Below are 25,702 nucleotides of genomic sequence, written 5' to 3'. Positions count from 1 at the left end.
CGGCCGCTGATTATGGAGAGGCACAATGGCGGACATGACGGTCGAGCAGGCGCGCAAGGGTGGCGCGGGCTCGTTGACGCGTTTCCTGCGCAATATCTTCCTTCGCAACCTGTCTGCCAAGATCGCGGCAGCGCCCATGATGGCGACGGTGCTTGTCGTCTTCGTCGGCTGCACAATCTGGACAATCTGGTATTCGTTCACCAATTCAAGGCTCCTGCCGAGCGGCGACTTCGTCGGCTTTGAGCAGTATCAGCGACTGTTCGCAACGCGGCGCTGGAACGTCTCGGTCACCAACCTCGTGACCTATGGTGCGTTCTCGCTGGTCTTCACCATGGTCTTCGGCTTCCTCCTCGCCGTTTTGATGGACCAGAAGATCCGCTTCGAGAACGCATTTCGCACCATCATGCTCTACCCCTTTGCGCTGTCCTTCATCGTTACCGGGCTCGTCTGGCAGTGGATCATGAATCCCTCGCTGGGCCTCCAGGGCACGATGCGCAATCTCGGCTGGACCGGCTTCACGTTCGACTGGCTGACCAACCCGCGCATGGTGCTCTATGCCCTGTTGATTGCCGGGCTCTGGCAGGGTGTCGGCTTCGTTATGATCCTGATGCTTGCGGGGCTCCGCGGCATTGACGGCGAGATCTGGAAGGCGGCGCGGGTGGACGGTATCCCCACATGGCGCACCTATCTCTCGATCGTGCTGCCCATGATGCGCGGCGTGCTCGTCACGGCTGTCGTGCTCGTGGGCTCGGGTATCGTGCGCCTCTACGACCTGGTGGTTGCCCTGACTGACGGCGGGCCAGGCATCGCTTCGGAAGTGCCTGCCAAATACGTCTACAACTACATGTTCGGCGCCGGTAACATCGCCCAGGGCCTCGCCGCTTCGACCATGATGCTCCTGACCGTCATGATCATCATCATCCCCTGGGCCTATCTCGAATTCGGCGGAAAAGGGAACCGCAAATGAGCCAGACCGCAACCATCTCTTCGGCCGGGCCGACCGCCTCCCAGGACGCGCGCGTCGAAGCGCGCGGGCCGCGCCCGACACCGTTCTTCACCCCACGCAAGATCGTCATCTACTCGATCCTTTTCTTTGCCTGCCTCTATTTCCTTTTTCCGCTCTACGTGATGATCACCACGTCGTTCAAAACGATGCCGGAGATCCGCTGGGGCAACATCTTCGCTCCGCCGATCGAACCGACGGGGGAGGCCTGGATCAAGGCCTGGACCAGCGCCTGCACGGGTCTCACATGCCAAGGGCTCAGCCCCGGCTTCTGGAACTCGGTCAAGATCACCGTGCCCTCGACCCTGGTGTCGATCTTCATTGCCGCCGTGAACGGCTATGCGCTGATCAACTGGCGGTTCAAAGGCTCCGAGATCTTCTTTACCATCCTCATCTTCGGCTCGTTCATCCCTTACCAGGTGATGCTCTATCCGCTTGTGATGATCACGCGCGAGCTCGGAATCTTCGGCAGCCTTTGGGCTGTCATCCTCGTGCACACCATCTTCGGCATGCCGATCCTGACGCTCCTGTTCCGCAACTACTTCGCGTCGCTTCCGGTCGAGCTGTTCAAGGCGGCGCGCGTTGACGGGGCAGGGTTCTGGCGCATCTTCTTCGAGATCATGCTGCCCATGTCGCTGCCGATCTTCGTGGTGGCGATGATCCTGCAGATCACCGGTATCTGGAACGACTTCCTGTTCGGCGTCGTCTTTGCAGGCACGCAGAACTATCCGATGACCGTCCAGCTCAACAACATCGTCAACTCGGTGCAGGGGAGCCCTGAGTACAACGTCAACATGGCAGCCACGATCCTGACCGGTCTTGTACCGCTGATCGTCTATTTCGTGTCGGGCCGGCTCTTCGTGCGCGGCATCGCAGCCGGCGCCGTCAAGGGATAAAAGCATGCAACATAGCGTTTCCATCCGCGATCTGTCGCTGAACTTCGGGCACGTGAAGGTGCTCGAGCATCTCAACCTCGACATCGCCGAGGGCGAATTCATCGTCCTGCTCGGCCCCTCCGGCTGCGGCAAATCGACCCTTTTGAACTGCATTGCCGGGCTCCTCGACGTCAGCGACGGCCAGATCTTCATCAACGGCAAGAATGTCACCTGGGAGGAGCCGAAGGACCGCGGCATCGGCATGGTGTTCCAGTCCTACGCGCTCTATCCGCAGATGACCGTCGAGCGGAACCTTTCCTTTGGCCTCAGGGTCGCTCGCATGCAGAAGGATGAGGTCGAGCGCCGGGTCAAGCGCGCATCCGAGATCCTGCAGATCGAGCCCTTATTGAAGCGCAAGCCCGTCGAGCTGTCGGGCGGCCAGCGTCAGCGCGTCGCCATCGGCCGCGCCCTCGTGCGCGATGTCGATGTCTTCCTCTTCGACGAGCCGCTTTCCAACCTCGATGCCAAGCTGCGCTCGGACCTGCGCGTCGAGATCAAGCGGCTGCACCAGCGCCTCAAGAACACGATGATCTACGTCACCCACGACCAGATCGAGGCCCTGACGCTAGCCGACCGTATCGCCATCATGAAGAACGGCGTTATCCAGCAACTCGCCGACCCGCACACCATCTACAACAAGCCGACCAACCTCTACGTTGCCGGCTTTATCGGTTCGCCCTCGATGAACTTCCTCGAAGGCGAACTGCAGGGCGGGACCGAGCCGGTGTTCCGCGCCAATGACGGTACGGTCATTCCGGTCAAGACCTATGCGTTCGAGACAGCTCCCAATGGCGGAGCGGTCAAGGGCGTGCTGGGCGTCCGGCCCGAGCATATCGCCGTCGGCGAGGCGGCCAAGGCCATGCCCTTCGCCACCGAGGTTGAGGTCGAGATCGTCGAGCCCATGGGCTCGGACACACTCGCCTATACCAAGCTCGCCGGGCAGACGCTGACCTTCCGCGCCGACAGCGAAATCAACCTTCGCGACGGGCAGACCGTGCTGGTTGGCTTCGATCCTGGCCGCGGCTCGATCTTCGACACGGCAACGAGCAACCGTATCTGACGCTTTCCGCTCCGGGGCTCGTTTTCCCGGACGCACCTCCTCGATAAACGCGTCCGGCGACGCTAGTCGCCCGATGCACCCCGCACATCAATGAGGCAAGCGACCCATGGACCTTTCATTTCAGCTCTATAGCGCCCGCAACTTTCCACCGCTCGACGACTTCCTCGGCAAGCTCGCCGCCCTCGGCTATACGCAAGTCGAGGGCTTCGGCGGCCTCTATTCCGACCCTGCCGGGCTCGACCAGATGTTGCGCAAGCACGGCCTGACCATGCCCACCGGCCATTTTGGTCCGGATCAACTGAAAGACAAGGACGCAACCCTCAAGATCGCCGAAACCATCGGCGTCAAGACCATCTTCTGCCCGCACATCAACCGCGAGCTCTTCGGCAATTCCGACGCCAAATGGACCGAATTCGCCGAGACGCTTGCCGGCTTCGCCGAGACCTACAAGGCCGAGGGCTACGGCTTCGGCTGGCACAACCACCACTTCGAGTTCTGGAAGACCGAAGCCGGTTCGACGCCGATGGAGATCATTCTCGAAACCGGCGCCAGCCTCGAATGGGAAATGGACGTTGCCTGGGTGGCCAAGGGCGGCGAGGACCCGCGCGCCTGGATGGACCGGTATGGCGAGCGCATCACTGCCGTCCACGTCAAGGACATCGCGCCCGAGGGTGAAAACGCCGATGAAGACGGCTGGGCCGACGTCGGCCACGGCACCATGGATTGGGACAACCTCATCAACGACGTCAAGGCCAAGACCAAGGCCGCATATTTCGTTGCCGAACATGACAATCCGTCCGACGCCGAGCGTTTCGCTCGCCGTTCGATCGAGACGGCCAAAGCCTGGAAGTAGTGCAAATGACCAAGACCTATGGCGTCGGCATCGTGGGTGCCGGCAATATTTCGGCCGCCTATCTGAAGCTTGCTCCGCTGTTCAAGAGCCTTGAAGTACGCGCGGTTGCCGACATCGTGCCGGAGGCGGCAAAGAAGCGTTCCGAGGAATTCGGTGTTGCCGCGCAGACCCCGGACGAGCTGTTGAAGAACAGCGAGGTCGATGTGATCGTCAACCTCACCATCCCGGCCACCCATTACAAGGTGTCGATGGATGCGATCTCGGCCGGCAAGCACGTTTATTCGGAAAAGCCGTTCGTTCTGACACTCGAGGAGGGCCTGGCGCTGCGCAAGGCCGCCCATGAGCGCAATCTCGCGGTCGGCAGCGCCCCCGACACCTTCCTGGGCGGCGCCCATCAGCAGGCCCGCGAGATCATCGACAGCGGCAAGCTCGGCAGGATCACCTCCGGCACGACCCATGTGATGAGCCGCGGCATGGAGCACTGGCATCCGAACCCGGACTTCTTCTTCCAGATCGGGGCAGGGCCCATCCTCGACATCGGGCCTTATTACGTCACCGACCTCATCCACCTCATCGGGCCGGTCAGGCGCGTCACCGCCTTTGCCAACATGGCGCGGACTGAGCGCGAGGTGACTGCCGCCGGTCCCTATCAGGGCACCAGGATCAAGGTGGGCACGCCAACGACCGTCCACGGTATTCTCGAGTTCCATTCGGGCGCGATCGTCACCATCGGCGCGAGCTGGGACGTCGCCAGCCACGGCCACCACAACATCGAGCTCTACGGCACGGAGGGCACCGTCTACGTACCGGATCCGAACTTCTTTGGCGGCGATCTCGTCATCACCGATCCGGCCGGAGAGAAGCAGCCGGTCGAACCGTGGAACCACCCGTTCGGCATCTTCAACCAGGATCTCGACAAGCCCAACCCGCGCGCCAACTACCGTACGGCCGGTCTCGCCGACATGATGGCTTCGCTCGAGAACGGCCGGCCCGCCCGTTGCGGCCTTGACGTCGCGCTCCACGCCGTCGACATCATGACTTCGCTGCTCAAGGCCGCCGAGTCTGGTGAGGTGCAGACGCTTCAGACGACCTGTGAGCGACCGCTCGCTCTCGGCCCCGACGACGCCAAGGCGCTGCTCAAGGCTTAGCATTGGACCGAAAAGTGGATGCCGCTTTTCGGGCGAATCCGATGCGAGGACAGAGAGTAAGGACGCCGGTTCCGCCGGCGCTCTGAGCTTGACAGGGCAGGCCGCTCCAATAAGGTCTGCCCACACTGATAAACGCGATGGCGGGCTGGCGGTCCGCCACAACCGTTTCAACCAGACTGCACCCCCAGAGCGGCCCTGAGGTACGTACACCAGGGCGCCGGGAGGGGCAGCGCAAAGAGGAGGTCCATATGCGCACCATCAAGGGGCCCGCCATTTTTCTGGCCCAGTTCGCCGGCGACGCGGCGCCGTTCAATTCCTTTGCATCCATCTGCAAATGGGCGGCGGATCTCGGCTACAAGGGCGTGCAGGTGCCGACCTGGGTCGAGAGCTTCATCGACCTCGAAAAGGCAGCCAGTTCAAAAGACTACTGCGACGAACTAAAGGGCACCGCCAAGGAGAATGGCGTCGAGATCACCGAGCTGTCGACGCACCTGCAGGGCCAGCTCGTTGCCGTCCACCCGGCCTACGATACCGCCTTCGACGGCTTCGCGCCCGCTTCGGTGCACGGCAATCCGAGGGCCCGGCAGGAATGGGCCGTCAAGACCATGCTCAACGCCGCCAAGGCCAGCCGGAACCTTGGCCTGACCGAGCACGCAACGTTCTCAGGTGCGCTTGCCTGGCCCTATCTCTACCCCTGGCCGCAGCGCCCCGCCGGTCTCGTCGAGGAGGCCTTCGACGAACTGGCTCGCCGGTGGACCCCGATCCTCAATGCATTCGATGAAGCCGGCGTCGACGTCTGCTACGAAATCCACCCGGGCGAGGATCTGCACGACGGCGTGACCTACGAGATGTTCCTCGAGCGGGTGAACAACCATCCGCGCGCCAACCTCCTCTACGACCCCAGCCATTTCGTGCTGCAGCAGCTCGACTATCTCGACTACATCGACATCTACCACGAGCGCATCCGGATGTTCCACGTCAAGGACGCCGAGTTCAATCCGACGGGCCGCCAGGGCGTCTATGGCGGCTACCAGAGCTGGGTGAACCGGGCAGGGCGCTTCCGCTCCCTGGGCGACGGCCAGGTCGATTTTGCCTCGATCTTTTCCAAGATGGCGCAGTACGATTTTGCCGGCTGGGCGGTGCTGGAGTGGGAGTGTGCCTTGAAGCATCCGGAGGACGGCGCCCGTGAGGGGGCCGAGTTCATCGCCAGCCACATCATCCGCGTTACCGAAAAAGCCTTTGACGATTTCGCCGCCGCGGGTACCGACCGGGCGGCAAACCGCAAGATGCTGGGCCTCGACTAGTGTCGAACCGGGTGGTCGAACTGGTGCGGCTGGAGCCGATCACTGTGATCGGCTTACGGGTCGAGGCGCCCTGGAACCAGCTATTTGAGGCTGTGCCCGATGCCTGGCGTCAGCTCTTCCGTCGCGCCGACGATCTTCGTCGGTTCATGAGTCAAAAACAGTCCTTTCTTGAAGTCAGCGTCGACGTGCGGGACGGCGTCTATACCGAACTCGTCGGGGTCCAAGCGCAGAACGCCCCTGCGGCGTGCCCGGTGGAAATGCGTCGGCTGGATATCCCCGCCGGCGAGTGGCTGCATCTCGTCCACACCGGCCCGCTCGCCGGTATCGCGGACGGTTTCTCGGCCCTCTACGCCCACGCAGAGACGGCAGGACTTGCGGTCAGCGACGTCAAACTCGACTTCGGCTATACCGCGGCGGGAGAAGATAGGCCGCACGATCTCTATTTGAGCCTGAAGAGCAACGATGCGCCGCGATGGCGCGAGCGAACACCGGAGGAGTTGGAAAATGGGTGAGAATGGCGCAAGACCCATTCGCCTTGGCATGGTCGGCGGCGGCACGGGGGCCTTTATCGGCTACGTGCACCGCATAGCGGCGCGGCTCGACGGCGACTTCCAGCTCGTTGCCGGCGCGCTCTCCTCCCGCCCCGAGGTGGCAAGGGAATCCGGCAGAAATCTCGGCCTCGCCGAGGACCGCATCTACGGGAGCTATGAAGAGATGGCGCGGGCCGAGGCCGCGCGGCCCGACGGCATCGAGGCCGTCTCGATCGTCACTCCCAACCACATGCATGTCGGTCCTGCCAAGACCTTCCTCGAGGCCGGCATCCACGTCATCTGCGACAAGCCGCTTTCCAATACCATCGAAGACGCCCGCGCCCTCGCGCAGGTGAAGCCGGCCAACGGGGCGAAGTTTCTGCTGACGCATAACTACACCGGCTATCCGTTGATGCGTCAGGCCCGTGAACTGATCAAATCCGGCGCGCTTGGCACGATCCGCGTGGTTCAGGCCGAATATCCGCAGGACTGGCTCACCGAACCCACCGACGAGGACAACAAGCAGGCCGCCTGGCGGACCGATCCGGCCCGCTCGGGCATGGGCGGCGCCATCGGCGACATCGGCACCCACGCCTATAACCTTGCCCGCTTCGTCACCGGCCTCAGGACCGAGGCAGTGGCCGCCGACCTCACGGCCTTCGTGCCGGGCCGGCGCGTGGATGACAACGTCCACATCATGCTGCGGTTCGAGGGTGGGGCGCGTGGCATGCTCTGGGCGAGCCAGGTTGCCGTCGGCAACGAGAACGGCCTGCAGCTGCGCGTCTATGGCGACAAGGGCGGCCTCGAATGGCGCCAGGACAACCCCAACCAGATGTGGTTCACCGAATTTGGCAAACCCAAGCAACTGTTGACCCGCGGCGGCGCCATCTCGGGCTCGGCCGCCTCGGCCATGAATGTACGCATTCCGTCTGGTCATCCGGAAGGGTATCTCGAGGCCTTCGCCACCCTCTACAGTCAGTTCGCCGCCGTGATCCGCGGCGAAGGGGCCGAGTATGAGGACCTTCTGCCAACGCTCGCCGATGGCGTCGAAGGCATGCAGTTCATCGTGGCTTCGGTGAAGTCGAGCCAGGCTGAGAGCAAGTGGGTGAAGCTCTCCGAGGTTTGACCCAATCCGGCTCACGAACAAATCGATCGCACGACAAATGGCGGCTGCGGCCGCCATTTTCTTGTCCAAGCAACGGTCGCTCATTTCCGCTTTATTCGGGACAACGCCGGGCCGGCACGAACTCCGGTAGAGCGTAACCGCAGCGGGTGCTCATTTTAACCTCGCGTTAACTGCCCGGCTTTCCCCGCTATCCACGCTCTTCACAAGAACAAATGAGAAACGTATAAGAACAAACCAGAAACAACGAGGAGGCAGTCATGCTCGGCTTCATCAAGGACCTTGCCGCGTTCATTACTCTCGGCGCGTTCACCATCGGCGCGCTCACCTGGATGGATGTCGTAACCCGACTCGTGTGACATCTGGGGAAAGCGGGTGCGCGGTGGTTTCCTCCCGGCCTTCGGCCTGCCACAAGGAAGCGTCAGGCAAGAGCCCCAATGAGTGGTCCCGGTTTCATCCATCTGCACGTGCATTCCGCCTTCTCGCTGCTCGAGGGCGCGCTGCAGCTCGGGACCATCCTTGACCTCGCCAAGGCCGATAAGCAGCCTGCCATCGGCATAGCCGACACCGGTAATCTATTCGGCGCGCTCGAATTCTCCGAAAAGGCCGTCAAGAAAGGTATCCAGCCGCTGATCGGCTGCGAGTTGCCGATCGACTTCGCCGCCGCCGAGGAGCGGGTGAGCGAACGCGGTTATCAGGGCTGGCAGGGCAAATCTTCGGTTGTGCTGATGGCCGCCAACGAAGCAGGTTTCGGCAATCTCTCGCGCCTCGTCAGCCGCGCCTATCTCGAAGGCGAGAACGGCCACGCCCGCGCCCGGCTCGACTGGCTCTCGCCCGAAACGCTCGAAGGCGTCCTCTGCCTCACCGGCGGCCCCGAAGGCGCCATCGACATGGCCTTCGCGCTGGGGCAGGAGGGTAACGCTCTGGGCCGGCTCGAGCGCCTGCGCGGTCTCTTCAAAAATCGGCTCTATGTCGAGTTGCAGCGACACGGTCGCCCGCAGGAGGCCAATGTCGAGCCGCGACTGATCGATTATGCCTATCGCCATGGCGTGCCGTTGGTGGCAACCAACGAACCCTTCTTCCAGGCCATGGAGGATTTCGAAGCGCACGACGCGCTGCTCGCCATCGCCGGCGGTACGGTGATCGCCCAGACCGCCCGGCGCAAGCTCAACGACCAGTACTATTTCAAGACCCGCGCCGAGATGATCGAGCTCTTCTCGGATCTGCCCGAGGCGCTCGATATGAGCGTCGAGATCGCCAGGCGCGCGAGCTATCGGCCGAAAACGCGCGGACCGATCCTGCCCAAATTCGCCGCAGCCCCCAATGTGAGCGAGGACGAGTCTGTCGCCACCGAGGCGGCGGCGCTGCGCGCAATGGCCGAGGAGGGACTCGAGAAGCGCCTCGCCGCGGGCTTGGCGCCGGGCAAAACCGAGGCGGACTATCGCGAGCGCCTGGACTTCGAGCTCGAAATTATCCAGAGCATGAAGTTTCCAGGCTATTTCCTGATCGTTGCTGACTTTATCCGCTGGGCAAAGGCGCACGATATCCCAGTGGGACCAGGGCGTGGCTCAGGGGCGGGCTCGCTCGTCGCCTATGCGACGACCATCACTGACCTCGATCCTTTGCTCTACAACCTCCTCTTCGAGCGCTTCCTCAATCCGGAGCGTATCTCGATGCCGGACTTCGACATCGACTTCTGTCAGGACCGGCGCGAGGAAGTGATCCGCTACGTTCAGGACAAGTACGGCAGCGAGCAGGTCGCCCAGATCATCACCTTCGGTACGCTCCAGGCCCGCGCGGTGCTCCGTGACGTCGGACGCGTGCTGCAGATGCCTTATGGGCAGGTCGATCGCATTTGCAAGCTGGTGCCCGCCAATCCGGCAGACCCCTGGACCATCGAGCGCACGCTCGCCGATGTACCGCAGTTCCGCATGATGGCCGAGGAAGACGAGACGGTAGCCGACCTCGTTGCCATCGCCCGCAAGCTCGAGGGCCTCTTCCGCCACGCTTCGACCCACGCTGCCGGCATCGTCATCGGCGACAGAGCGCTGCAGGAACTCGTGCCGCTCTATCGCGATCCGCGCTCGGACATGCCGGTCACCCAGTACAATCTCAAATGGGTCGAGCCCGCCGGTCTGGTCAAATTCGACTTTCTCGGTTTGAAGACGCTCACGACCATCAAGCAGGCTGTGGGGATGGTCCGCCGGAAAGGGGTCGATCTCGATATCGACGCCATTCCGATCGACGACGCGGAAACCTACAAGCTCTACGCGCGGGGCGACACCTACGGCATCTTCCAGTTTGAAAGCGCGGGCATGCGCCGGGCCCTCATGGAATTGAAGCCCGACCGCATCGAAGACCTCATCGCCATGAATGCGCTCTATCGGCCGGGGCCGATGGATAACATCCCGAGCTTCATCGACCGCAAGCACGGGCGCGAACCGGTGGATTATCCCCACCCGGCGCTCAAGGCTGTGCTCGATGAGACCTACGGCATCATCGTCTATCAGGAGCAGGTGATGCAGATCGCCCAGCTCCTGTCGGGATATTCGCTGGGCGAGGCGGATATGTTGCGCCGCGCCATGGGCAAGAAGATCAAGGCCGAGATGGACGCCCAGCGCGTCCGCTTCCGCCAGGGTGCCGGTCCCAACGGCGTCAGCGAAAGCCTGGCCGACCAGATCTTCGACCTCCTCGCCAAGTTCGCCAATTACGGCTTCAACAAGAGCCACGCTGCGGCCTATGCCTGGGTTTCCTACCAGACCGCCTACCTCAAGCAGCACCATCCGCACGAGTTCTACGCCGCCTCGATGACGCTCGACATGGCGCAGACCGACAAGCTCGCCGACTTCCGTCATGAGGCGGGCAAGAAGGGCATCGAAGTCGTTCCGCCCTGCGTCAACCGCTCGGAAGCCCTGTTCTCGGTCAAGGACGGCAAGATCTACTACGCACTCTGCGCGGTCAAAGGCGTTGGTCGGCAGGTTGGCGAGCACATCGCCGAGGTGCGGGGGGATCGGCTGTTTGCAGACCTTGCCGATTTCGCCACGCGTGTCGACCCGCGTATCGTCAATAAGCGCACGCTCGAAACCCTGATCAACGCCGGTGCCTTCGACGAGTTGGTACCGCGTCGGGAGCAGGCATTCGCCGCGATCGATGCCCTAGTCGGCACCGCCCAGCGTGCCGCCACCGACAAGACCGATGGCATCGTCGACCTCTTTGCTGCAGACACGCCCGAACCGATCAAGCTGCCGGCCGGTGTCCCCGCTTGGTCGGTTGCTGAGCGCGCCGACCGCGAGTTCTCAGCCATCGGCTTTCACCTTTCAGCCCATCCTCTCGACGCTTATTCCGATCTCTTCGATAAGCTGCGCGTGCAGCGCTGGGGCGACTTCGAGCGTGCGGTCAGGGAAGCGGGCGCGTCGGCCGGCCGGTTGGCAGGCACGGTTTCGGCCCGGCAGGACCGGCGCACCCGCAAGGGCACGCCCATGATGATCCTGACGCTGTCCGACCAATCCGGCAGCTATGAGTGCATCGCTTTTTCCGAGCAGATCAACGAGTTTGGAGCCCTTTTGCAGGTGGGCAATTCGGTCCTCCTGCAGGTTGGTGCCGACGAGCGGGCAGAGGGCGTGAGCCTCAGGATCCTTGACGCCCAGCCTCTTGAGAAGGCCGCCGAAAAGGTCGGCCGTCGCTTGACGGTCTTTGCCGCCAGCCCCAAATGCCTGCCACCCATTCGCGCACAGTTGAAGTCGGGCGGGGAAGGGCAAGTCAGCTTCGTCGTCATCCGAGACGGCGGCGCGCGCGAATACGAGATCGAACTGCCCGGCAATTTCCGCCTCACCTCCGAGATCGCCGGCGGCATCAAGGCGCTCGAGGGGGTAACGGACGTCAGGCTCCACTAAAGGCGCGCTTGATATGAACAGCCGCCCTCCGTGTGGACCATCGAAGACGCACCCCCATCGCGTTCGGGGCTAACCCAGGCGGCACATTCTCTAACGTGCACGCATATGAAAGACGCGTAAGTCAGAATTCCTTGGTTGTCGGCAGCGGCAAGAGGCACCAATCCTCGTGCGCAATCCCGAAGGGAATAAGCTCGAGGCGGTGCACCATGCTTGCGCTCCCGCCAAGTCTGGGCTATAGCCCCGCACGCGATCGGGTGCGTCCCGACGCTATTTCACACACGAGGCCGGCCTCCTGATTTCTGATCGGGTGCCCATCCGGTGGCGGGGTTCCCGTCGCACCGCTTCGTGGAGGCATCAACCGGTAAAGGAGAGTTGCCAGATGGCAATGCCCGATTTTTCTATGCGCCAGCTTCTCGAAGCCGGCGTGCACTTTGGCCACCAGAAGCACCGTTGGAACCCGAAGATGGAAAAGTTCATCTTCGGCGTGCGCAACGACATCCACATCGTCGACCTCAGCCAGACCGTGCCGCTCCTGAGCCGCGCGCTGCAGCTCGTCTCCGACACAGTGGCCGACGGCGGCCGCGTGCTGTTTGTTGGCACCAAGCGACAAGCCGCGCCGCTCGTCGCGGACGCTGCCCGGCAGTGCGCCCAGTACTATGTTAATTCCCGCTGGTTGGGCGGCATGTTGACCAACTGGCAGACCATTTCGAACTCTATTGCGCGCCTGCGCGAGCTCGAGGCGCTCGAGGCCGAGGGGCTTGAAGGTCGTACCAAGAAGGAACGCCTGATGATGAGCCGCGAGCAGGAGCGCCTGGAGCGCGACCTCGGCGGCATCAAGGACATGGGCAACCTGCCCAGCCTCCTTTTCGTCATCGACACCAACAAAGAGGCGAACGCGATCAAGGAAGCCCGCCGCCTCGGCATTCCGGTTGTCGCCATCGTCGATACCAATAGCGATCCGGATCTCATCGATTACCCGATCCCGGGCAACGACGATGCCAGCCGCGCGCTCGAGCTCTATGTCTCGCTGGTCTCGCGCGCTGCCATCGACGGCATCGGCCGGTCGTCGGCTGCCCTGGGCGCGGACCTCGGCGCGGCCGAGGAGGCTCCGGCCGAGCCGGCCCTGGAATCCGAGCCGGGCCAAGAGGCTGCCGCCAACTGATCCGCGTCACACGGATTACATCTTCAGACTTAAATCTGCGGCCCCGGTTCGGGGCCGCCAAGAGGTGAACCCCATGGAAATCACAGCTGCAATGGTCAAGCAACTGCGCGACGCCACTGGCGTCGGGATGATGGACTGCAAGAGGGCGCTGGCCGAGACCAACGGCGACATGGAAGCTGCTATCGACTGGCTGCGCACCCGCGGTCTCGCCAAGGCCGCCAAGAAGGCTGACCGCGTTGCGGCCGAAGGGTTGGTCGGCGTTGCAACCGAAGGCACCAGTGCAGCCGTCGTCGAAGTCAACTCCGAGACCGACTTCGTTGCGCGCAACGAGCAGTTCCAGACTATTGTCGGCACCGTGGCCAAGCTCGCCCTTGATGCCGAGGGCGATGCCGTCAAGCTCGGCGAGATGCCTTATCCGGGCACTGGACATTCCGTGTCGGCCGAGCTCACCGAAGCTATCGCTAAGATCGGCGAGAACATGAACCTGCGCCGCACCGAGACCGTCTCGGTTTCGGACGGGGTGGTGTCGAGCTACGTCCACGCGGCCGTCAAGGACGGCCTCGGGCGCATCGGCATTCTCGTGGGGCTGGAGTCGAGTGGCGACAAGACCGCGCTGAACGCGTTGGGCAGGCAGCTTGCCATGCACATCGCCGCCACTAACCCGCTCTCGGTCTCGCCCGATGATCTCGACCCAGCCGTAGTCGAGCGCGAGCGCGCCATCTTTAGCGAGCAGGCTAGGGAGTCGGGCAAGCCCGCCGAGATCATCGAGAAGATGGTCGATGGCCGCATCCGCAAGTACTATGAAGAGGTCACGCTCCTCGCCCAGACTTTCGTTATTGACGGCGAGACCAAAGTCGCAGACGCAATCAAGAATGCCGAGAAGGACGTCGGCGCGCCGATCAAGCTGACCAAGTTCGTGCGCTATGCGCTGGGCGAAGGCATCGAAAAGCAGGAAACCGACTTCGCCGCCGAGGTCGCGGCGACCGCCGGTACGCGCTGAACCCTGGTAGTACAAGGGCGGGCCAAAAGCCCGCCCTTTTTCTGTGCGGCGGCAGCTATCCCGCCACAATCGTCTTCGAGTGCAGGTTTGCACGTATCGCGCGCGGCACGGACAGTTCCCAGTCCGCCGTCGATACATTAGGGTCAGCCCGGCGTCGGCGGAGTCGGCGCCCGGCATGCGTAATGCTTAGGGGTCGTGTATGGCATCAGCCTACAAGCGCATTCTGTTGAAGGTCTCTGGCGAAGTGCTGGCCGGCGACCAATCCTTCGGCATCGAGCCACAATTCCTCAACGCTGTTGCTCGCCAGATCGCCGAGGTCGCCAAGAGCGGCGTCGAGGTCGCTATCGTCATCGGGGCCGGCAACATCTTCCGCGGCATGGCCGTTGCCGCTGACGGCACCGATCGGGTTACCGCTGACCTCATGGGCATGCTCGGCACGGTCATCAATTCGCTGGCGCTCTCCAATGCCATCTCCCGCCAGGGCGTCAAGTCCAAGGTATTCAGCGCCTTGACCATGCCGTCTGTCGCCGACAGCTTTACTGCGCGGGCGTCCAAGGCGGCCCTCGACGAGGGCTATGTGGTTGTCTGCGCCGGCGGCACAGGCAACCCTTTTTTTACCACCGATACCGCCGCTGCCCTCAAGGCCATCGAACTGGATTGCGACGTGCTGCTCAAGGGCACCAAGGTGGACGGCGTCTATTCGGCTGATCCCAAGAAGCACCCGGATGCGACGCGCTACGAGACCGTCAGCTATGACGAGGTGATCGGCCGGGACCTTCGGGTCATGGACACGGCGGCCTTCGCACTTGCCCGAGACAACGGGTTGCCCATAATTGTCTACGCACTCGACGACAAGGAAGGGCTTGTCGGTGTATTGAATGGCAAGGCGCGTAGCACCCGCGTCGGCTAGCCGCAGAACAAAGAGGACCAGAAAATGGCAGCGACCTTCTCACTCGACGAACTCAAATCACGCATGGCCAAATCCATCTCCTCCCTCAAGGACGAGCTGGCGGGCCTGCGTACGGGCCGAGCGAGCGCGAGCCTGCTCGAGCCGGTTCAGGTCGAAGCCTACGGGTCGCGGATGCCGCTCAACCAGGTCGCGACCGTCACCGTGCCCGAGCCGCGCATGCTCAGCGTCCAGGTGTGGGATCGCTCGATGGCTGGCGCCGTGGAGAAGGCCATCCGCGATAGCGGTCTCGGGCTCAATCCCGCCGCTGAAGGTCAGATCATCCGCGTGCCGTTGCCCGAGCTCAACGAGGAACGCCGCCGCGAGCTGACCAAGGTCGCCCACAACTATGCCGAGCAGGCGCGTGTGGCCGTGCGCCATGTTCGCCGCGACGGCATGGATGTCCTCAAGAAGGCAGAAAAGGACGGCGACATGGGGCAGGATGAGGCCCGCGCACAGTCCGAACTCGTGCAGAAGGCGACCGATGCCGCCGTCGCCGAGATCGATACGATCCTTGCGACTAAAGAGCAGGAAATCATGCAGGTCTAGGACCTGGCAATTCAATACGCCGGGAGAGCGCCCCAATGCCCACCGATCCCGCTTTCAGTAAGGAGTTGGCCGCAGCACCGCGCCTGCGGATTCCCAACCACCTGGGCGTGATCATGGACGGCAACGGGCGATGGGCTACTGCCCGCGGCAAGAAGCGCACCGAAGGGCATTTGGCCGGCGTGCGCGCCCTACGCGGCCTTGTCGAACTTTGTATCAACTATGGGGTCCCCAACCTCACGGTCTTCAGTTTCTCCTCCGAGAACTGGTCGCGTCCGGCGGAGGAAGTAAGCTTCATTTTCAGTCTGTTACGCCGATTTGTTGCATCAGACCTTCAGTCACTTATTCGCAACAACGTGCATGTGCGCGTCATCGGCTCGCGCGAGGGACTCGACCCATCTCTTGTGCGTCTGATCCGGGATGCCGAGCAGAAGACGGCTGCCAATACCGGGCTCAATCTCATCGTCGCCTTCAATTATGGCAGCAAGGCCGAATTGACAGAGGCGACGCGGGCTGTTGCCCGGGCGGTCGCGCGCGGTGAACTCGATCCGGAATCAATAACCGAAGAAACCATTGCCGCCTCCCTCTACACCACCGGTCTCCCCGATCCCGACCTGATCGTGCGCACCAGCGGCGAGCAGCGCATTTCCAACTTTTTGCTTTGGCAGGCTGCCTACGCCGAACTCGTCTTCGTCGATGAGTATTGGCCCGACTTCAACGAGGCGACGTTCCTGCGGGTCCTCGAGACTTATGCGCTGAGGGACCGGCGTTTTGGCGGCATCGAGGCGCGTATCACTTGAGCGACGGTGGCCAATCGGAGCCCATCCACAAGCCTCGGCGCAACTGGGCCGACCTCGGACCGCGTCTTGCTTCGGCAATCGTGCTCGTCGCCCTGACCGCCACGGCTCTTGCTGTCGGCGGCTACGTGTTTTCAGCGTTGGTCGGAGCGGTCTTTGCCGGAGTCTATCGCGAATGGGAGACCATGGTCACCCGAGCGCCGCCGACCATCGCGTCCTGGATTATGATCGTACTGGTTGCCTGCGCCGGACTGGTCTTTCCGTTGGCCGGCGTCGCCGGCACCGCGACGCTTATCGCTTTTGCCTGCGGCGTCGCGGTCGTTTCTGGTCGCGATGAAATCGGCTGGCGCATGGCCGGTCTGGTGTTTCTCGGCGTGGTGGTTGCCGCGGCCCTCGCTATGCGCGGGGCCGGCACAGCCGGGATCTGGGCTGGTCTCTATCTGGGCACGGTCGTGTGGATGACGGATTCGGCGGCGTTTTTTACCGGCCGCCAGATCGGCGGAGAAAAGCTTGCCCCCGACATATCCCCGTCCAAGACCTGGTCCGGAGCGCTGGGAGGGCTGGCACTTGGAACCGTTGCCGGCACGATCGTCTGGACAGTAGTGACCGACTCCCCACTCTGGCTGGGGATGCTCTTTTCCATTGCCATCAGCGTACTGGGTCAGCTTGGCGATCTTGCCGAGAGCGCAGTGAAACGGCGCTTTCGCATCAAGGACAGCGGCGACATCATTCCGGGCCATGGCGGCTTGATGGACCGGCTCGACAGCCTCACATTGGGCGTAATCTTCCTGACCGTTGTTGGTCTGTTGCACGCCGGACAGGGAGCGGTTGCCGAAGGCTTCCTCTACTGGTAACGCGTTAGTCGTGCCGTTCGACCGGCCGAAAGGGATACGATGATCGATTTCCCCCTCTGGCTCCTGTCCTATGTGGTGCCGTTCCTGGCGGTGCTCACCGTCATCGTCTTCGTCCACGAGATGGGCCACTATCTCGTTGCCCGTTGGAATGGCGTGGCCATCCAGACCTTTTCCATCGGCTTCGGGCGCGAGCTCTTCGGCTGGAATGATCGCAGCGGCACGCGCTGGCGCGTTTCCGCGATTCCTCTCGGCGGTTATGTGCGCTTCGTCGGCGACATGAATGCGGCAAGCGTACCGGACCGGGACGTCGTCGAGAATGCCGATCCGTCGCTTGCGCCGCGCCTCTTTGCCAACAAGTCGGTCTGGCAGCGGATCGCCATCGTGGCGGCCGGCCCCGCGGCCAACATCATCCTGACATTCCTTATTCTCTATGCACTGCTGCTCGGCTACGGGCGCTACACCATTCCGCCTGTCCTCGGCGAAGTTGTTGCGGGTTCCGTGGCCGAAGAGGCCGGGCTCGAATCCGGCGACCGCATCCTGACCGTCGATGGCTTCGCGGTGCACGGCTTCGAGGATTTCCAGAGGTTGGTCGCGACCAGTCCTGAGCGGCCGATCTCGGTGGTGCTCGAGCGGGCAGGGGAGACCCGTGCCCTGAGCCTTGTTCCGGAGGCAACCCGGGTCGAGGATCGCTTCGGCAACAGCCAGCGTATCGGCCGGATCGGCGTGATGCGCGATGTCGCCGAGGACGATCTGACGCTTTATCGGCCAGGCCCGGTCGAGGCCCTCGGCATGACCGTTGAGGAGATTCGCTTCATCATCATCCGCACCGGCGAGTTCCTCGGCGACTTCTTCGTCGGGCGAGGCGACGTCGAACAGCTCGGCGGCCCGGTCAAGGTTGCGCGCGTCTCGGGCGAGGTGGCAACCTTAGGTGTCGTCGCGCTCATCAACCTGACCGCCCTGCTTTCATTAAATATAGGAATTTTCAACCTTTTACCCGTGCCCATGCTCGACGGGGGACATCTGCTGTATTATTTGGTCGAAGCCGTTCGCGGCCGACCTCTCAGCATGCGTGTACAGGAGATCGGGTTTCGTTTCGGCTTCGCTCTCGTTCTCGCCTTGATGGTTTTCACGTTGTTCAATGACACCCTCTTCGCCTACCTCCGGGCTGTCGGGTAATGCCCTGTTAACCTTCGTTCGCAAGGTGTTGCACGAATACACGTGCGCCAATCATTTGCTAACCTCGCGGCGGCTTCCGCCTTGCCCTTGGTTAAAAAAACAGTAAAACCGTTCAATGGAGTTAGCTTGGGGGAGCGCTGTGCGTGGCGATTCCCTGGCCATGTCGCAGAAGGCTAAAATAATATGATCCAACCCACCAAGCTGATGCGCGGCTTAATCCTTGCGTTTGCGTTTTTGGGAGTCGCGCCGCTTGCGGGGGCGAACCTTCCCGTTGTCGGCGTTCAGGCCGTTGCTGCCCAGGAGCAACTCGTCTCTTCCGTGCTCTTCGAGGGCAACCGCCGCTTTTCGGACGCGCAGCTGCAGGCCATGGTCGATGTGGCGACCACCGGCATCTACACTCCGCAGCGCGCTAATGCCGATGCCGAAAGCATCCGCCAGGCCTATGTCCGCGATGGGTTCAACGGCGTCTCTGTTTCGCCGCGGGTCGAGGCGGCAGAGGCCGGGCGCGTGCGAGTAACCTTTGTGGTCAACGAGGGCGACCGCGCCGGTATCGCCGCGATCAACTTCACCGGCAACAACTCGATCAGCGCCGGCAACCTCAAGGGCGCCATCCGCACCAAGGAAAGCGGCATTCTCAGCTGGCTTTTCCGCGACGACAGCTATGACGAGCAGAAGCTAGCCATCGACCGCGAGCTGATCCGCCTTTATTACTCCAATCGTGGCTTCCCCGACGTCCAGGTCACCTCGGTCGCCGAGTTCGATGCCTCGCGAAACGCCTATTTCATCAACTTCACCGTCAACGAGGGCGAGCGCTACAGCTTCGGCAATGTGGGCATCGAGACCAGTATTCCGGGCCTCAATGCCGATGTCCTGCGTAGCGCCATCCAGACCTCGCAAGGTAGCAACTACTCCATCAGCAACCTGCAGGACAGCGTGCAGGACATGGCCTTCGAGGCCACCGCCCAGGGCTATGCCTTCGCCGACGTGCGCCCGCGCCTCGAGCGCGACATTGCCAACCGCACCTTCAACGTGACGTATCTCGTTGACGAAGGCGCGCGCATCTATGTGGAGAGAATCAACGTTACCGGCAACGAGAAGACCCGCGACTTCGTCGTGCGCCGCGAGCTCGGCTTTGCCGAAGGCGACCCCTTCAACCGGTCCATGGTCAACCGCGCCCGCGAAGAGATCATGGATCTCGGCTTCTTCTCGGCTGTCGACATCTCGACCCAGCCGGGCAGTGCGCCCGACCAGGTCGTCATCAACATCGCCCTGACCGAGCAGTCGACGGGTGAGTATGGCGCAACGGTGGGCTATTCGACCTCCGACGGTGTGCTAGGCGAGCTGTCGCTCACCGAGCGCAACTTCCTCGGCCGCGGTCAGTATCTGCGGGCAGCGATCGGCGCATCCGAGAACGGGCAGACCTTCGACTTCTCGTTCACCGAACCGCACTTCATGGGGCTCGACATCGCCACCGGCGTCGATGTCTATCACCGGATCGTCAATGAGACTACGCGCAACTTCTACGGCTACCAGGCGACCGGCGGTCAACTGCGTGTTGGCGTGCCGTTGACCAGCTCGCTCTCAGTCACTGGCTTTGGCGGCCTCGAGCGCAAGGTCATCGACGATACCGACACATTCGATGACGATGACAATGATGCGACGCCGGAAGTGCCCGATCCCCGTGCCTCGGCCTTCGTCGACGACGGTGACGAGGTCTGGAAGTACTTCGTCGGCTACACCTTGACCTACAACGGCGTGGACGATCGCCGGAACCCGACATCGGGCCTGCTTGCGACCTTTACCCAGCAGTATGTCGGGTGGGACTTCAACCTCCTCAAGACCGAGGCTCGCGCCCGCTACTACATGCCCTTGATCGAAGACAGCGGCATCATTGCCAGCGTCCGCGGCCAGGCCGGCGTCATCCATGCCCTGGGCGATGATGGCGTTCATCCTCTCGAAGCCTTCTACCCCGGTTCTCAGTTGGTGCGCGGCTTCCAGTCACGCGGCATGGGTCCGCGCCTCCTGACCAGCGGCGAGCCCGTTGGCACGACGATGTACGCGGGTATCTCGGCCGAAATCGAGTTCCCGGTGCCCGTCCTGCCCGAGACCTATGGACTGAGCGGCGCCGTCTGGGCGGATGCGGGCTGGATTGGCGATGCGGCAGACAGCTTTGGACTTCCCATCGATCCCGCCAGCGAAAATGAGCCCTTACGGACGTCCGTCGGCGCCTCGATCATCTGGGATTCGCCGTTCGGCCCGCTACGGGGCGACTTCGCCCACGTCCTCAGCGAATCGGATACGGATAGAACGCAAGTGTTCCAGCTGACGATGCAGAACTCGCTCTGATCGGGCCGCGGGCCTATAGTCGGTCAGGCCGCGGGGCGCAACGCACCGCGGCCTTCGTCTTTGCAAGTGACTCTCATGGTTGATACGCGCTTCTTTCCGGCCTCGCCGCCCGCAACCCTCGCCGACCTGCTCGCGGCCGTCGGCTTCGCCGAGGCCGGCGATCCCCGTGGCGGTTCATTGATCATCGCAGGTGCCGACGAACTTACGACCGCCGCCCGACAGTCGATCGCGCTTGCGGCCAGCAAGGCCTACGTCGAAGAGCTGCGCGATACCTCGGCAGGTGCCGTGATCGTCTCGGCGGCGCTCGCCGAGGAGGTGCCGGTCGGCACCGTGGCCGTGGTCGCCGACAAACCGCACGAACTCTTCGTCGATATTCTCGAGCACCTCTACCCGGATGCGACGCGAGCGATCGCCGCCGGCAAGGGTGGTGGGGACACGCCTCCGTTCATCGAGGAGGGCGCCGAGATCGGCGAGAACGTCGTCATCGGCGACGGGGTCGAGATTGGCCGCAACAGCGTGGTCGGCGCCAATACGGTCATCGGCCAGGGTGTCACCATTGGGCGCAACTGTATTATCGCGGCCAACTGTACCATTCATTGCGCGCACCTCGGCAACAACGTCATCGTCCACCCCGGTGCGCGCATTGGCACGGAAGGCTTTGGCTGGCTGGATCACGGCGCGACCAACCGAAAGATTCCACAGCTCGGCCGGGTGATCGTGCAGGATCGATGCGAGATCGGACCCAACGCCACCGTCGACCGCGGTGCGCTCGGGGATACGGTGATCGGTGAGGGAACCAAGCTCGGCAACATCGTAGTCATCGGTCACAACTCGCGTCTCGGCCGCAATTGCCTCCTGGCGCCAACCACGGGCCTTGCCGGTACGACAATTGTCGGTGATGGAGTCGTCATGGGTGCGGGGGTAGGTACCTCCGGGCACCTCTCGATTGGCGACGGCTCAATGGTCTATGCACGGGCAGCGGTCACCAAGGATTGGCCGCCCGGGTCCAAGCTTGCCGGGGCGCCCGCGCAGGATATAAGAGACTTCTGGAAAGAGATTGCGACAGTGCGGCGGTTAAGTAAGGGGGACCAACGGTGATGGATGCAGACCTGGCCCGGACAGGGGAAGGTGCACAGTTGGGAAGCCTCGATATCGCCAGGATTCTCGAGTGCCTGCCGCATCGCTATCCGTTCCTGATGATCGACCGCATCATCGAGATCAACGGTGACGAGACCGCCATCGGCATCAAGAACGTCACGTTCAATGAGCCGATCTTCCAGGGACATTTTCCCGGCAAACCCATCTTTCCAGGCGTGCTGATCATCGAAGGCATGGCCCAGACCGCCGGTGCTATCGTCATTGCCAACGACGCCATGTCAGGCAAGAAGAACATCGTCCTGATGCTGACCATCGACAAGGCCAAGTTCCGCAAGCCCGCCGAACCCGGCGACCGGCTCGAATACCATATCCGCAAGATCCAACGCCGTCGCAATGTCGGGCGCTATGAAGCCAAGGCCATCGTCGACGGGGCCGTCGTCGCCGAAGCGGAGATCGGGGCCATGATGGTCGAGGCCGAGTAGAGTGAGTTCGGTCAGCATCCACCAAACCGCCATCGTCGCTCCCGGCGCGCGCCTTGGCCACAACGTCAAAATCGGGCCCTATTGCGTGGTGGGCGAGAACGTCGTCCTCGATGCAGACGTGGAACTCATTTCCCACGTCTGCGTCGAAGGCCATACCCATGTGGGGGCAGGGTCCCGCATCTTTCCCTTCGCCTCGGTCGGGCACCAGCCGCAGGATCGCAAATACCAGGGCGAAGCCTCGCGCCTCGAGATCGGCGAGCGCTGCGTCATCCGCGAGGCGGCAACCCTCAATCCCGGCACAGCCGGCGACGGCATGGTGACGCGCATCGGCAACGACTGCCTCATCATGGCCAGCGCCCACGTTGCCCATGACTGCATCATTGGCGACAACGTCATCCTGGCCAACTATGTCGGTATTGCCGGCCACTGCCATATCGGGGACAACGTCACTTTCGGCGGGACGGTCGTCGTCCATCAGCGCACCCGCATCGGTGCTTACGCGTTCATCGGCGCCCAAAGTATGGTGGATGGCGACGTCATTCCCTACGGCATGGCCGTCGGCAATCGTGCGGCGCTCGCCGGGTTGAACCTCGTTGGGCTGAAGCGTCGCCAGTTCGACCGGGACGCCATCCACCGCCTGCGCGCCGCCTACCGCATGATCTTTTCCAACGAGCGGACGCTGCGCGAGCGTGCCGAGGACGCAGCCGAGCTGTTCAAGAACGATGCCATGGTGCAGGACGTGGTGACTTTCATCACCTCGGCCGCGGACCGTCCGATCCTCGTGCCCCGCAATGGCAACGGCGGCAGCGAGAGCTGACGCCAGATGTCCGAGCCGCTGGAGCTCTTCATCCTCGCCGGCGAACCATCCGGCGACCGCATCGGCGCCGATCTCGTGCGCCGTCTGCGCGAGCGCGCGACAGTCGAACTGGCGGGGGTAGGCGGCGACGAGCTCGCGGCTGAAGGCCTTGCATCGCTCTATCCCATGCAGGACTTGGCGGTCATGGGCATCACCGATGTTCTCAGGCGCCTGCCATTGCTGCTCTGGCGCGTGGAGGAAACCGTCCGCGCCATCGTCAGAAGCCGACCCGATGTCGTCGTCCTCATCGATGCGCAGGAGTTCTCCCGGCTCGTCGCGGGACGTCTGCGGGCTCGGCAGTTCGATCGCCCGGTGCTGCTGTACGTGGCCCCGTCGGTGTGGGCCCGTTCACCCCACCGCGCCGCCAGGATCAAACCGCTTTTCGACGAGGTGTTGGCAGTGTTGCCGTTCGAACCGGCGGTGATGCGCGAACTTGGCGGGCCACCGACGTCCTATGTCGGCCATCCGGCTCTCGCTGAAATCGGCGCTACCGCCTTGAGCGATACCGGTCTCGTGGCGTTGCTGCCCGGCAGCCGTCAGGGCGAACTGCGCCGCCATCTGCCGTTAATGAGGACTGTCGCCGAGGCGCTGGCCGGCGACAGCGCCGTCGATGGCTTCCTCCTGCCGGCCTTGCCGGCACTGGCTGAAATGCTGGCCGCAGAAACGGCAGACTGGCCGGTGAGCGTCGAGATCGTTGCCGATCGCGGGCGACGCGCCGAGCTCTACGCCCGTACGGTCCTCGCCATCAGCGTTGCCGGCACCGCAACCCTGGAACTGGCACTGGCCGGTGTGCCGATGGTCACCACTTACGTCATGGACGGCCATCAGGCCCGGGTTTTCGGCAAGCTCGGCCGGCCGGCGGTCGGCCTACCCAACATCATCCTCGACCGACTCGTCATTCCGGAAATCATCTCGCGGGCTCCCCAACCCGCAGCCGTCATCGCGGCCGCGCGTGACCTCCTCGATGACAGAACAATCCGTCAGGATCAGGCGGATGCCTTCGGCGAGCTGGCGCGCTTGATGACGCACGGGGCGCCCGAGGCAGCCCGCCAGGATCCCGCCGAGCGGGTCCTGGCCCATTGGCACCGCTGACATTCGCTGCGCAGCCGCCCGTAGAGATCGCGTAGACAGACCTAGAGCTTTATGCGTTCTGACGTAATCAGAACGCCGGCTCTAGTCTTTTGTTGTCGCGCCGTTTTTTGCGCAAAGCCGGTATCCACCTTTGCGCACGTTGCTCTAACGCGCGTCTATCGACTGGTATTCGCGTGCCGGCGAGCCATTGTAGAGCTGACGCGGGCGGCCGATCTTCTTCTGCGGGTCGGCGATCATCTCCTTCCACTGCGCGATCCAGCCGACGGTGCGCGCCACTGCGAAAAGCACGGTGAACATCGAGGTCGGAAAGCCGATCGCATTGAGAATGATGCCCGAATAGAAGTCGACATTTGGATAGAGCTTACGGTCGACGAAATATTCGTCCTCGAGCGCGATGCGCTCGAGCTCCTTGGCAACCTGCAGGGTCGGATTGTTCTCGACGCCGAGAATGTCCAGCACTTTCTTGGCCGTCTCCTGCATCACCTTGGCGCGCGGATCGTAGTTCTTGTAGACCCGGTGGCCGAAGCCCATCAGGCGGAACGGGTCGTTCTTGTCCTTGGCACGAGCGATGAACTCCGGGATGCGCTCGACCGTGCCGATCTGGCGTAGCATGTTGAGCGCGGCTTCGTTCGCCCCGCCATGCGCAGGTCCCCACAGGCATGCAACGCCCGCTGCGATGCAGGCAAAGGGATTGGCGTCCGACGAGCCCGAGAGCCTGACGGTCGAGGTAGACGCGTTCTGCTCATGATCGGCGTGTAGGGTGAAGATCAGGTCCATCGCCCGCGCGATCTCGGGACTGACCTCGTATTGCTCTGCCGGCACGGAAAAGCACATGTGCAGGAAGTTGGAGGCGTAATCGAGGTCGTTGCGCGGGTAGACGAACGGCTGACCGACCGAATACTTATAGGCCATCGCCGCGATCGTCGGCATCTTGGCGATCATGCGGATCGAGGCGATTTCGCGCTGCTGCGGATCGGTGATGTCGGTCGAGTCGTGATAGAAGGCTGCCATAGCGCCGACCACGCCGGTCATGACCGCCATTGGGTGCGCGTCACGCCGGAACCCCCGGAAGAAGTAGTGCATCTGCTCATGCACCATGGTGTGGCGGGTAACGAGATCGTCGAATTCGGCCAGTTGCGCCTTGGTCGGTAACTCGCCATAGAGCAGCAGGTAGCAAACCTCGGTATAGCTGCTCTTTTCTGCGAGCTGGTCGATCGGATAGCCGCGGTAGAGGAGTTCCCCCTTGTCGCCGTCGATGTAGGTGATGGAACTGTCGCAGGCAGCCGTCGAGGTGAAGCCGGGGTCGTAGGTGAAAAGTCCTGTCTTGGCATAGAGCGATCGGATATCGATGACGTCGGGCCCCACCGAACCTTGCAGCACGGGGAAATCGAAGGTCTGATCTCCGAGCGTGAGTTTGGCGACTTTTTCGGTCATTTAGCTCTCCTCGATGGCCCCGCAAACCCTGAATAGGGAAGGGCGCGTCTTGTGGCGGGGCCAA

General features: G+C 62.9%; 22 protein-coding genes. 21 read left to right on the top strand and 1 reads right to left on the bottom strand.

Features of this window, described 5'->3' with window-relative positions; translation table 11 throughout:
- Nucleotides 1-34: 34 nt before the first annotated feature.
- The 21 genes from QQK18_RS25470 (at nt 35) to QQK18_RS25370 (ending at nt 24,204) form a co-directional block, all read left to right on the top strand.
- Nucleotides 35-967 (top strand): carbohydrate ABC transporter permease, encoded by a 933-nt coding sequence (locus QQK18_RS25470; RefSeq protein ID WP_284343323.1) that lies wholly within the window; start codon nt 35-37, stop codon nt 965-967.
- A complete protein-coding gene (locus QQK18_RS25465; RefSeq protein ID WP_284343201.1) occupies nt 964-1,899 on the top strand; it encodes a carbohydrate ABC transporter permease in 936 nt (311 codons plus the stop codon). Before QQK18_RS25470 ends, QQK18_RS25465 begins: the two co-directional genes overlap by 4 nt.
- Nucleotides 1,900-1,903: 4 nt before the next feature.
- Nucleotides 1,904-2,998 carry an ABC transporter ATP-binding protein gene (locus tag QQK18_RS25460; protein ID WP_284343200.1) on the top strand — a complete coding sequence of 365 codons (1,095 nt, stop codon included), beginning with the start codon at nt 1,904-1,906 and terminating at the stop codon, nt 2,996-2,998.
- A 106-nt stretch (nt 2,999-3,104) separates the two neighbouring features.
- Entirely contained in the window at nt 3,105-3,851 is a 747-nt protein-coding gene (locus QQK18_RS25455; protein WP_284343199.1) for a sugar phosphate isomerase/epimerase family protein, read from the top strand.
- 5 nt (nt 3,852-3,856) lie between these two features.
- On the top strand, nt 3,857-4,999 hold the full coding sequence (locus QQK18_RS25450; protein ID WP_284343198.1) for a Gfo/Idh/MocA family protein: 1,143 nt from the start codon (nt 3,857-3,859) through the stop codon (nt 4,997-4,999).
- Nucleotides 5,000-5,247: 248 nt separating this feature from the next.
- The gene (locus QQK18_RS25445) at nt 5,248-6,303 is read left to right on the top strand and encodes a sugar phosphate isomerase/epimerase family protein (RefSeq protein WP_284343197.1); all 1,056 of its coding nucleotides are present in this window, start codon (nt 5,248-5,250) and stop codon (nt 6,301-6,303) included.
- Nucleotides 6,304-6,314: 11 nt separating this feature from the next.
- Nucleotides 6,315-6,815 carry a GyrI-like domain-containing protein gene (locus QQK18_RS25440; RefSeq protein WP_284343196.1) on the top strand — a complete coding sequence of 167 codons (501 nt, stop codon included), beginning with the start codon at nt 6,315-6,317 and terminating at the stop codon, nt 6,813-6,815.
- Entirely contained in the window at nt 6,808-7,959 is a 1,152-nt protein-coding gene (locus tag QQK18_RS25435; RefSeq protein WP_284343195.1) for a Gfo/Idh/MocA family protein, read from the top strand. Before QQK18_RS25440 ends, QQK18_RS25435 begins: the two co-directional genes overlap by 8 nt.
- A 434-nt stretch (nt 7,960-8,393) precedes the next feature.
- Nucleotides 8,394-11,849: a DNA polymerase III subunit alpha gene (gene dnaE, locus QQK18_RS25430; RefSeq protein ID WP_284343194.1), complete on the top strand. Its 3,456-nt coding sequence runs from the start codon at nt 8,394-8,396 to the stop codon at nt 11,847-11,849.
- Nucleotides 11,850-12,228: 379 nt separating this feature from the next.
- Entirely contained in the window at nt 12,229-13,011 is a 783-nt protein-coding gene (rpsB, locus tag QQK18_RS25425) for a 30S ribosomal protein S2 (RefSeq protein ID WP_284343193.1), read from the top strand.
- Nucleotides 13,012-13,084: 73 nt separating this feature from the next.
- Complete coding sequence (gene tsf, locus QQK18_RS25420) at nt 13,085-14,011, top strand: translation elongation factor Ts (RefSeq protein ID WP_284343192.1); 927 nt, start codon at nt 13,085-13,087, stop codon at nt 14,009-14,011.
- Between the two features lie 199 nt (nt 14,012-14,210).
- Nucleotides 14,211-14,921 carry a UMP kinase gene (gene pyrH, locus QQK18_RS25415; protein WP_284343191.1) on the top strand — a complete coding sequence of 237 codons (711 nt, stop codon included), beginning with the start codon at nt 14,211-14,213 and terminating at the stop codon, nt 14,919-14,921.
- A gap of 24 nt (nt 14,922-14,945) precedes the next feature.
- Entirely contained in the window at nt 14,946-15,506 is a 561-nt protein-coding gene (gene frr / locus QQK18_RS25410; protein WP_284343190.1) for a ribosome recycling factor, read from the top strand.
- Nucleotides 15,507-15,541: 35 nt separating this feature from the next.
- A complete protein-coding gene (gene uppS / locus QQK18_RS25405) occupies nt 15,542-16,303 on the top strand; it encodes a polyprenyl diphosphate synthase (RefSeq protein WP_284343189.1) in 762 nt (253 codons plus the stop codon).
- Nucleotides 16,300-17,154, top strand: a complete 855-nt coding sequence (locus QQK18_RS25400) for a phosphatidate cytidylyltransferase (RefSeq protein WP_284343188.1) — start codon at nt 16,300-16,302, stop codon at nt 17,152-17,154. Before uppS ends, QQK18_RS25400 begins: the two co-directional genes overlap by 4 nt.
- Nucleotides 17,155-17,193: 39 nt before the next feature.
- On the top strand, nt 17,194-18,330 hold the full coding sequence (gene rseP, locus QQK18_RS25395; RefSeq protein ID WP_284343187.1) for an RIP metalloprotease RseP: 1,137 nt from the start codon (nt 17,194-17,196) through the stop codon (nt 18,328-18,330).
- A 183-nt stretch (nt 18,331-18,513) separates the two neighbouring features.
- On the top strand, nt 18,514-20,676 hold the full coding sequence (bamA, locus tag QQK18_RS25390; protein ID WP_284343186.1) for an outer membrane protein assembly factor BamA: 2,163 nt from the start codon (nt 18,514-18,516) through the stop codon (nt 20,674-20,676).
- Nucleotides 20,677-20,751: 75 nt separating this feature from the next.
- Complete coding sequence (gene lpxD / locus QQK18_RS25385) at nt 20,752-21,774, top strand: UDP-3-O-(3-hydroxymyristoyl)glucosamine N-acyltransferase (protein ID WP_284343185.1); 1,023 nt, start codon at nt 20,752-20,754, stop codon at nt 21,772-21,774.
- Complete coding sequence (gene fabZ, locus QQK18_RS25380; protein ID WP_284343184.1) at nt 21,774-22,256, top strand: 3-hydroxyacyl-ACP dehydratase FabZ; 483 nt, start codon at nt 21,774-21,776, stop codon at nt 22,254-22,256. The genes lpxD and fabZ overlap by 1 nt, the downstream gene beginning before the upstream one ends.
- Nucleotide 22,257: 1 nt before the next feature.
- Entirely contained in the window at nt 22,258-23,073 is an 816-nt protein-coding gene (gene lpxA, locus QQK18_RS25375; RefSeq protein WP_284343183.1) for an acyl-ACP--UDP-N-acetylglucosamine O-acyltransferase, read from the top strand.
- 6 nt (nt 23,074-23,079) lie between these two features.
- Complete coding sequence (locus QQK18_RS25370; RefSeq protein ID WP_284343182.1) at nt 23,080-24,204, top strand: lipid-A-disaccharide synthase; 1,125 nt, start codon at nt 23,080-23,082, stop codon at nt 24,202-24,204.
- Between the two features lie 144 nt (nt 24,205-24,348).
- On the opposite strand, the gene QQK18_RS25365 is transcribed toward QQK18_RS25370, so the two are convergent.
- The gene (locus tag QQK18_RS25365; protein WP_284343181.1) at nt 24,349-25,638 is read right to left on the bottom strand and encodes a citrate synthase; all 1,290 of its coding nucleotides are present in this window, start codon (nt 25,636-25,638) and stop codon (nt 24,349-24,351) included.
- Between the last annotated feature and the right edge of the window lie 64 nt (nt 25,639-25,702).

The organism is Devosia nitrariae, assembly GCF_030160115.1.
GTDB lineage: Bacteria > Pseudomonadota > Alphaproteobacteria > Rhizobiales > Devosiaceae > Devosia > Devosia nitrariae.
This window is presented reverse-complemented; position numbering and strand designations above follow the sequence as displayed.